We start from the raw sequence: 9,046 nt of genomic DNA on the forward strand, positions 1-9,046 counted from the left end.
ATCAGCGCGCTAAAAACTCTGCCCGGGTACGGGCGTCTTCTTTAAAGATGCCACCCAGCGCTGTGGTTTGCGTTTTAGAATTGACGTCCATTACCCCACGCGACTTGACACAATAATGCACTGCATCCATGGTCACAGCCACATTATCGGTTTCCAGCAAGGCCTGTAGTGCGATTAGCACCTGTTGCGTCAAACGCTCCTGCACCTGCGGCCGCTGCGCAAAAAAGCGTACGATACGGTTAATTTTTGATAAGCCAATGATTTTCTTGCCAGGAATATAAGCCACTGTCGCGCTGCCATCAATGGTAACAAAATGATGCTCACAGGTACTGGTAAAGCTGATATCTTTTACTTTTACCATTTCACTGACTTGCATCTTATTTTCAATCAGGGCAATTTTTGGGAAGTTGCTATAAACCAGACCGCTAAATACCTCGTCAACGTACATCTTGGCGATACGGTGTGGCGTCTCACTTAAACTGTCGTCGGTTAAATCCAATCCCAGCGTCTCAACAATCTCGGTCATCAGCTGACTGATTTTTTGATACTTCTGATCGCGGGATAAGCCGTTATCGCGCATAGGAGTTTCCAGACCTCTGGCTTCCAGGGCACTACGCACTAACATTGCTTCTTCAGTTAACATACTTTTTTCCAACACCTGACTCTGATGCAGCTTCTACGCCCTAACCCGGCATCCAGTTTAGTGGCTATTGCACAATAACTGCTATTTTACACCCATAAAACACGAAAGCCCAGCAAAGCCGGGCTTGGGTAGGCTAACCGACAGGCTTACTGCACGCGGGCTAAGGCTTCCAGCAGCTCACGCGGCTCAACTTCAGGGCCATTTAACGACTCATCCCAGTTAGTCCCAATCAACACACCGTCGTCGTACATTTCTTTTAACCAACCTTCACAAAACACATCCAGCGGGATGGCTTCCGGCTTATAATTTTCCCATTCGTCTGAGCAATGGGCCTGAGCGTCCGCTTTATTCGACCAGAACGGCATCACGTCAGTTTCTTCAAATTCTACCGATTCCACTACCAGTAAATCTTCACCATCCGCCAGGGTCCAGACCACCCCTTCGGTTTTAGCTTCTTCGACAAAACGCTGAAAACTTGGATCATGTGCAAACTCAGACATACCTAACCTGCTTTAAAAGAAATTCACCCTGCTATTAAAGCAGAGATCGGCAACGAAAAGCCAACTTTATTAGCAGTAATGCCCCTTGCCTACCCCCTGGCATGAAAATGACGTACAATCAGCCCGATGTATCAATCCATCTAAACGGTAATTGAAACCATGGCGCAATATATTTTTTCAATGTATCGGGTATCGAAAGTTGTACCCCCGAAACGAACCATCTTAAAAGATATCTCCCTGTCGTTTTTCCCCGGCGCGAAAATTGGCGTCTTAGGTTTAAACGGCTCGGGTAAATCCACGCTGTTACGGATTATGGCCGGCGTAGATAAAGAATTTGAAGGCGAAGCCCGGGCACTTAGCGGCACCAAGATTGGTTACCTGCCTCAAGAGCCGGAGCTGGATGCCAATAAAACCGTAAAAGAAATCGTCGAAGAAGCGGTAGCTGATGTGAAGCAAGCCTTCGCCCGTCTGGACGAAGTCTATGCCGCTTACGCCGATGAAAATGCCGACTTTGATGCGCTGGCGCGTGAGCAAGGTGAACTCGAAGCCTTAATTCAGGCTAAAGATGGCCATAACCTGGAGAATACGCTGGAGCGCGCCGCAGATTCACTGCGTTTGCCGCCCTGGGATGCCAAAATCGAACATCTGTCGGGTGGTGAACGCCGCCGGGTAGCAATTTGCCGCCTGGTACTGGAACGCCCGGACATGCTATTACTGGACGAGCCAACTAACCACCTGGATGCTGAATCCGTGGCCTGGTTAGAACGCTTCCTGCATGACTACCCGGGTACCGTGGTGGCCATTACCCACGACCGTTACTTCCTCGATAACGTCGCCGGTTGGATTTTAGAGCTGGACCGCGGTGAAGGTATTCCATGGCAGGGTAATTACTCCAGCTGGCTGGAGCAAAAGGAAGCTCGCCTGGCGCAGGAAGAGAAGTCAGAGAATGCCCGCCAGCGCTCTATTAAGCAGGAATTGGAGTGGGTACGCACTAACCCCAAAGGTCGCCATGCCAAAAGCAAGGCGCGGATGGCCCGCTTTGAAGAGCTGCAAAGCCAGGAATTTCAAAAGCGTAACGAAACCAATGAGCTGTTTATTCCGCCTGGGCCGCGCCTGGGTGATAAGGTGCTGGACGTCAGTCATCTGCGTAAAACCTTTGGCGATCGGGTGCTGATTGATGATTTAAGCTTTAGTATTCCCAAAGGTGCTATCGTCGGTATTATCGGTCCGAACGGTGCCGGTAAATCGACGCTGTTTAAAATGATCACCGGCACCGAACAACCGGATGGCGGTAAGATTGAGATTGGCGAGACCGTACAGATCGCCAGCGTCGATCAGTTCCGCGATAAGATGAACCCGAAAAACACGGTCTGGCAGGAAATCTCTAACGGTCAGGATATGCTGCAAATCGGCAACTTCCAGATCCCAAGCCGGGCTTATGTCGGTCGCTTTAACTTTAAAGGCAATGACCAGCAGAAGTTTATCGGTGAGTTATCCGGCGGTGAACGTAACCGGGTGCATTTAGCGGCGCTGCTCAAAGCCGGCGGCAATATGCTGTTGCTGGACGAACCGACCAACGATCTGGACGTAGAAACGCTAAGGGCGCTGGAAAACGCGCTGCTGGATTTCCCGGGCTGTGCCATGGTGATCTCGCATGACCGTTGGTTCCTCGACCGTATCGCCACCCACATTCTGGATTACCGCGATGAGGGTAAGGTGAACTTCTTCGAAGGTAACTACTCGGATTATGAAGCCTGGCTGAAGCAAACCTACGGCGCGGCGGCATTAGAGCCACACCGGATTAAATACAAGCGGATCTAACCACCGCCCTTTCTTTGACGCCTGCGCTTGCAGGCGTTTTTATTTGCGCCCGGCATGGACGCCTTTTGGCACTGCGGCCCTTGCCAATTGCAAAAAAAGGCGTATAGTAATTGATAATCATTATCAAATAAGGAGTTCATAATGAAAAGCCTGCTTATCGCTACCTTACTGGCAACCCTAAGTTTGACTGCTCAGGCCTCTGAGCGCCCGGCGCATTTTAAAGGTGCGGAAATCAGTTCTGCACAACAAGCACTGAGTGTGCTGCAAGAGCAGAATAGCAAGCTGGCAGCTTTACTCGCTGGCGAGCTCAATCCAACCAGCATGACCGAAATTCATCAGCTAACCTATACACTGGAAAATGCGCTGGCCAAATTACCCGCCGCTTCGGATGAGATTAAAGAAGTACTGGAAGAAGTACATCTGGGTTCAGAAACAATGGACTATCAGCGGGTTAAGGATAATGGCGCCTATTATCTGCAACTGGCAAAAGCCCTGTTAAAATAGCACGCTAGTTATCAGCTCGCGACAGCTTGGCAGCAGGCTGTCGCGGCCGCTACAATATCTAAGCCTTAGTCTGATCCCGTGCTGTTATGACGTCTTTGCAACTTGTTAGCTGGCTTGTCTTTATTGCTTTGTTGCTGCGCTTTTACCCGAAAGAGCTACTGCCACGTTTGTTGCAGGTCCCGGGATACCAGGCACTGGTGTTTGGTTCTGCTGTCGCCCTCACCTTGCTGTGGTCGGTGCGTGCCGGTATTGAATCAGGTCTGGAGTTGTTTTTTCTGGGCATCACCACGCTGGTGTTGTGTCATGGCTGGCGTATTGCGATCTGGATCTGTTGCCTGCCGCTGCTATTATTGCAGGCCTTTGGTATTGTCGATTGGGCCGATGGCGGCGTCTTTGCGCTGACGACCTTCATTCTGCCGGGCTTATTCAGCTATGCTATCTTTGCCTGGTCGTATCACTATCTAAGCCGGCACCTGTTTGTTTATATCTTTGTCGCCGGTTTTATCAGTGCCGCCCTGACCATCAGCCTGAAGATCCTGCTTACCTCGCTCTGGTATTACCTGCAGCAAGACTATAGCTGGCATACCATCTACCACAATTATACCCAGCTGGCGTTACTGATCTGGTTTGGTGAAGCCTTACTGAATGGTATGGCCATCACCCTAATGGCGGTATACCGGCCACACTGGCTCAGAACTTTTTATGATAACGAATACCTGTCACCCGACCGCTGAAATAGCGATGGCCACTCCTCGCCAAATAAAAGACTAAAAATTAGCCAAAATCACGATATTTTAGCAATAAGACTGTTACCTAAGGTGGCAGCTGTTTACGCCACCATAAAAATATCATTAATTTTCATAAAGTTAATAAAAATTAAAAGTTGGCATATCGCTTGTAATAGTTAGGTCGTAGTAAACCACTAACCCTTAACTAAGCGAGAGAGATATGAAAACTGTAACTAAACTGATGATGGCCACTGTACTGGGTTTAACCTTAGCGGCACCTGCCAGCGCCAACAGCCTGAATAACCTGAGTGAAATGACCAGCGACCTGCTTAACCGTCAACTGGTAGAGGTGCGCGAATCGATCAAGGTGCAAACCAAACAGGCGCTGGAAAATAGCGTGCGTCTGGTCGCTGAACAAATGAAACTAAGCCAAAACACCGAGCAACAGGCAGAACAGACCGTTAGCGCAGAAACGGCTAACACAGCGGCCCAGCCTAAGGCGGAATAATGCCTTATTACAGCAGCAGGCGGTTTTGCAGTACGCCTTCAGGCCCCAGCGACACCAGATCAGCCGGGGCCTGTCAGCCGCAATCTTAACCCTTTAATACCGTCGCCACGGCTTTGGCGAAGTAATCAATATTGGCATGATTTAACCCGGCAATACTGACCCGGCTTGACCCCACCATATAAATGCTAAATTCATCTCTTAGGCGATCAATCTGCGCTTTGTTTATACCGAGGAAACTAAACATACCGTGTTGACGGGCAATAAAGCTGAAATCCTGCGTAATACCTTCGGCGGCAAACTTATCGATAATTAACTGCCGGTAGTTATTGATCCGATCGCGCATTTCCGCCAGCTCCTGATGCCACAGCGCCGTTAATTCCGCACTGTCCAGAATATGGCTAACGATAATGGCACCATGTGCCGGTGGCATAGAATAGATCGAACGGACCACGCTCAGCAGATTCACTTTCGCCAGCTCCATCACCTGACTGTCAGCAGAAACGATACTTACAGCACCGATACGCTCACGGTACAAGCCAAAGTTCTTCGAGCAGGAGCTACACAGCAGCAATTCAGATACCCGTTCTGCCAGATAACGCAGACCCTTTGCATCTTCATCCAGGCCACTACCAAAGCCCTGATAGGCCATATCAACCAGCGGCGTAAAGCCGCGCTCCAATGCCAGCTCGGTAAAACGCTGCCATTGCTCAAAGTTCAGATCCATACCGCTTGGGTTATGGCAGCAGGCATGCACCAGTACCACATCGCCGGCGGGTACTTGCGCCAGTTCCGCGAACATCTGCTCAGTCTTCAGGCCCTTGGTATCGTAATCGTAATAGGCGTACTCTTTAACTTTTAGACCCGCCGCCTGAAACAATGAAATATGGTTAGCCCAGGTCGGGGTGGTAACCCAGATGGTGGCATCAGGATTAGCGCGCTTAATAAACTCGGCCGCCACCCGCAACGCACCTGTGCCGCCAGGCGTATGCGCTGTAGTTACCCGGTTTGCCAGCAACACCGGATGGCTATTACCAAACGCCAGCTTTTCAATATGGGCGTTAAAGCCCAGATCACCGGCCATGCCGATATAGGTCTTGCTGTCTTCTTGTTTCAGGCGCAGTGCTTCTGCTTCCTTAACGCACTTCAGCACCGCCGTATGGCCCTGCTCGTCTTTATATACCCCAACACCTAGGTCAACTTTCAGTGGATTCGGGTCTTCACGGTAAGCCGCCATCAGACCCAGAATAGGATCAGTGGCAACGGGTTTTAACTGAGCAAACATAATGTTCTACCTGGATTATTGTGCTAATAAAAGGCCATCTTATACGGCCGGTAAATAGTCCGGAATGGTCAGACACACCGCCACCAGTAACGCCAGCGCGCGCTGATCAAATACCTCTGCTTGAAAATCTTCGGCATCGACAATGCCCAGTATTCTGCCCGATTGCGCATAGAGTGGCAAACAGGCTTCGGCCTGGACTTTCGGATCACACGTATAGTATTCGCCACCCTGTTGTAAATAACTGGCGACACTGTTAATCACCCTCGCTTTGCCGCTTAAGCCAACACTGCTGTTGTTACTGATGGTGGCAAACTCAGGGGTGAGAGGGAACTCGGCGCGCGAGGGCGCACCAAAGTAGCTGAGTTTGACCAATACCGCTTCGCCAGCTGGATTGGCTCGCGCCTGGTAGATACCAAACCAGGCCACGCCGGCCTGCTGTTGATAAAAAGCGGTAATTTGGCTGAGCCTGGCCAGTGCTTGTTGATTCGCCGCCGTTTGACCGCCCAAAATAGCGGTTAAATCATAAGGCTCGGCTGCCAACACGCCAAATAATGAACAGGCCCCACCCTCGCCAAGCTCGGGCACCTGGTACTGCCAATTTACCGTTGGCGCCGAGACTTGCTCAAGGTACTGCCGCAAGGCCTGCTGTTGCTGTGCTACCGCGACAGCAAAAGCTGGCGTTGCCAGCTCGGTCAAGCCACTTAACTGCAGATACTGGGTCAGAGAGACAGAATTACTCAAAATATAGCCGTCCAGATTTCTAAAATAATGCGCATCATTCTACCAGAAGCCACTAAAAAACCAAGCTGACCACAGAAAAACTTGCCTCCGTTCATCGCGCTCAGTAAGCTCTGCGCTATTCGAACTGATAAGCCATTTTCCGATGAGTAAGAAGATCTCGCTTGCCGACTGGCAAGCTCAACTTGGCGCCAGCACAGGCGCGGAACCTGCGGCGCCAGCCCATGCTGATAGCGATCTGGTTTATTCTACTGCCAGTGGTCGTATTAACAGCAAGGCAGCGCCAGAAACCCTGGGGACCGCCTACGCCGATAGTGCGCTGCGGGTAAGGCGTGAAACCAAAGGCCGTGGCGGCAAAACTGTGCTTACCATCAGTGGTATAACCGGCAGTGCAGAGCAACTGAATGCCCTTTGCTCTGAGCTAAAAAAGAAATGCGCCTGTGGTGGTGCGGTAAAAGATGGCGTGATAGAGATCCAGGGCGATAAACGCGACCAGGTTACGGCTGTACTGCAACAAAAAGGTTATCAGGTAAAACAGGCCGGTGGCTAGACCTGCAATTTAACAGTAAAACGGCAGCCAAGGCTGCCGTTTGTGTTTAGGCCTTATTGCTCGGAATTATCCGGCCGACCGAAAACACCGGTAAAGAAACTCTGTTTCCGCCACAGCGCCCGCTGAGCGGTATTCGCAACATCCAGCGCAATATTAAAATTAATATTGGTAAAGACCGCACCGGCATCATAGCGGATCGGGCCGTAGTCCCGTTCCAGACTCGGAATATCATCTGAGGGCTTATGATAGTGCTTGGCAAAGAAACTGCCCCAGATCTTACCGCCATCCTGAGTCGGATCCTGCGAGGTAAAACCCGTCATTAAAAACACGGCCGGCACACCTTGTTGCACTAGACGGAAATGGTCAGAGCGGGTAAAAATCGCCTGCTCTGGCATCGGATCGGCACTCAGCTTAATGCCCTCTTTTGCTGCCGCGCTGGCGACGACATCGCCCAGCGTAGAATGATTGGCACCAAAAGCAATCAGATCAGCAAACGGATATAGCAGTACCGGCATATCCAGATTGACGTTCGCTACCAGCTTTTCAATCGCCAGCGGCGGATTCCTGGCGAAGTAATCAGCGCCCAGTAAGCCCTTCTCTTCACCGGTCAGCGCGACAAACAAAACAGAACGCTTCGGCGTCTCAGGCAAGGCAGCAAATAAGCGCGCGGTTTCCAGTAAGATCGCGGTACCGGCGGCATTATCCATAGCACCGTTATTCACTTTATCACTGGTACGTAAGTCGTTAGCTAAACCAATATGATCTGAGTGCGCGCTTAACACCACAACTTCGTGTTTTAACGTCGGATCTGAACCCGGCAGCAGCGCCAGTACATTAGGACTGCTAATACTTTGATGGCTGCTTTCGCTTTGCAGATTAACAATACCGTTCAGGGCAAAGCCTTGCGGCATGGCATCCTGTTCCAGTTGTTGAAAGATCTCATCCAGTACTTTGCCACTTGCTGCAAACAGCGCCTTCGCCGCATCAGGATGTAAGTAAGCACTCCCTTTTAACTGGGCAAAGCCGCGCCCCGGTTCGCCGGCTTCATTAAGCCAGGTCATACTGGGCGTATTTAAATACAGCAAACTGTTGGCATAAGGCCGGGTTTGTTCCTGCTGCGGGGTATGTACGGTTAAAATACCGACGGCACCGCGCTCAGCGGCAAATTCCGTTTTCATACTGCCTAGGTAAGCACGCTCTTCACTGGGTAGACTGGCGGGCAGCCCTGCAAGCATCACCACCACCTTACCTGCGACATCCAACCCGGCATAATCATTTAACGCAAAGGCATCAGACACCAGGCCATAGCCAACAAACACCATCGGCGCACTCAGTGCTACAGAAGTTTGCTGTAAATTGGGACCCGTAAAGAATTGCTGCGGATAGCTGAGCTCTTCTGTCTTGTCAGTAAACTGAAAGCTCAGCTTGGCGCTACCTGGCACTAATAATGCCTTACGTAGTGGCACCTGCTGGTAATATCCGCCATCCGCTGCGGCGCCCTTCAGGCCCAAAGCCCGGAACTGCTCGGCAATATAGAGCGAGGCAATCTCGTGGCCGCGGCTACCGGTATCCCGCCCTTCCAGCAAATCATCGGCCAGAAAACGTAAATGGCTTTCAATTTTAAGCGGGTCCGCTTTGGGCTCAGAAAGCGGTGTAGGCTTACCGCACGCCAGCAGCGTAAGAGCGGCAGCCAGCACCAGCATTACAGGTTTTTTCATTAGGTTGTTCTCTTCTACATCAACAATTTAAAAATTGGCATAGGGGCAGTCAGT

General features: G+C 50.9%; 10 protein-coding genes. 5 read left to right on the forward strand and 5 right to left on the reverse strand.

Going from position 1 to position 9,046, the window contains the following annotated elements; all coding sequences use genetic code 11:
- Nucleotide 1: 1 nt before the first annotated feature.
- Nucleotides 2–643, reverse strand: a complete 642-nt coding sequence (folE, locus tag A9165_RS13735; protein WP_008949772.1) for a GTP cyclohydrolase I FolE — start codon at nt 641–643, stop codon at nt 2–4.
- A gap of 146 nt (nt 644–789) precedes the next feature.
- Entirely contained in the window at nt 790–1,143 is a 354-nt protein-coding gene (locus A9165_RS13740; RefSeq protein ID WP_008609864.1) for a DUF2750 domain-containing protein, read from the reverse strand.
- Nucleotides 1,144–1,302: 159 nt separating this feature from the next.
- On the opposite strand from A9165_RS13740, the gene ettA reads away from it, so the two are divergent.
- The 4 genes from ettA to A9165_RS13760 all read left to right on the forward strand — a co-directional run bounded on the left by ettA (nt 1,303) and on the right by A9165_RS13760 (nt 4,704).
- Nucleotides 1,303–2,964: an energy-dependent translational throttle protein EttA gene (ettA, locus tag A9165_RS13745; RefSeq protein WP_065956318.1), complete on the forward strand. Its 1,662-nt coding sequence runs from the start codon at nt 1,303–1,305 to the stop codon at nt 2,962–2,964.
- 141 nt (nt 2,965–3,105) lie between these two features.
- On the forward strand, nt 3,106–3,468 hold the full coding sequence (locus A9165_RS13750; RefSeq protein WP_083216302.1) for a DUF6746 family protein: 363 nt from the start codon (nt 3,106–3,108) through the stop codon (nt 3,466–3,468).
- A gap of 86 nt (nt 3,469–3,554) precedes the next feature.
- Nucleotides 3,555–4,202, forward strand: a complete 648-nt coding sequence (locus A9165_RS13755; protein WP_065956320.1) for an energy-coupling factor ABC transporter permease — start codon at nt 3,555–3,557, stop codon at nt 4,200–4,202.
- 214 nt (nt 4,203–4,416) lie between these two features.
- A complete protein-coding gene (locus A9165_RS13760) occupies nt 4,417–4,704 on the forward strand; it encodes a hypothetical protein (protein WP_065956321.1) in 288 nt (95 codons plus the stop codon).
- Nucleotides 4,705–4,789: 85 nt separating this feature from the next.
- Here the strand turns inward: A9165_RS13760 and A9165_RS13765 are convergent, their stop codons facing one another.
- Together A9165_RS13765 and A9165_RS13770 are read right to left on the reverse strand one after the other, a co-directional pair.
- Nucleotides 4,790–5,986 carry an amino acid aminotransferase gene (locus tag A9165_RS13765; RefSeq protein WP_008949777.1) on the reverse strand — a complete coding sequence of 399 codons (1,197 nt, stop codon included), beginning with the start codon at nt 5,984–5,986 and terminating at the stop codon, nt 4,790–4,792.
- A 39-nt stretch (nt 5,987–6,025) separates the two neighbouring features.
- On the reverse strand, nt 6,026–6,727 hold the full coding sequence (locus A9165_RS13770; RefSeq protein ID WP_065956322.1) for a GAF domain-containing protein: 702 nt from the start codon (nt 6,725–6,727) through the stop codon (nt 6,026–6,028).
- Nucleotides 6,728–6,869: 142 nt separating this feature from the next.
- On the opposite strand from A9165_RS13770, the gene A9165_RS13775 reads away from it, so the two are divergent.
- Nucleotides 6,870–7,274, forward strand: coding sequence for a translation initiation factor (locus tag A9165_RS13775; RefSeq protein ID WP_065956323.1), 405 nt, complete (start codon nt 6,870–6,872; stop codon nt 7,272–7,274).
- 53 nt (nt 7,275–7,327) lie between these two features.
- Here the strand turns inward: A9165_RS13775 and A9165_RS13780 are convergent, their stop codons facing one another.
- Complete coding sequence (locus A9165_RS13780) at nt 7,328–8,992, reverse strand: M28 family metallopeptidase (protein WP_065956324.1); 1,665 nt, start codon at nt 8,990–8,992, stop codon at nt 7,328–7,330.
- Nucleotides 8,993–9,046 lie beyond the last annotated feature (54 nt).

The sequence above is a fragment of the Alishewanella sp. HH-ZS genome (genome assembly GCF_001704375.1).
Lineage (GTDB): Bacteria > Pseudomonadota > Gammaproteobacteria > Enterobacterales > Alteromonadaceae > Alishewanella > Alishewanella aestuarii.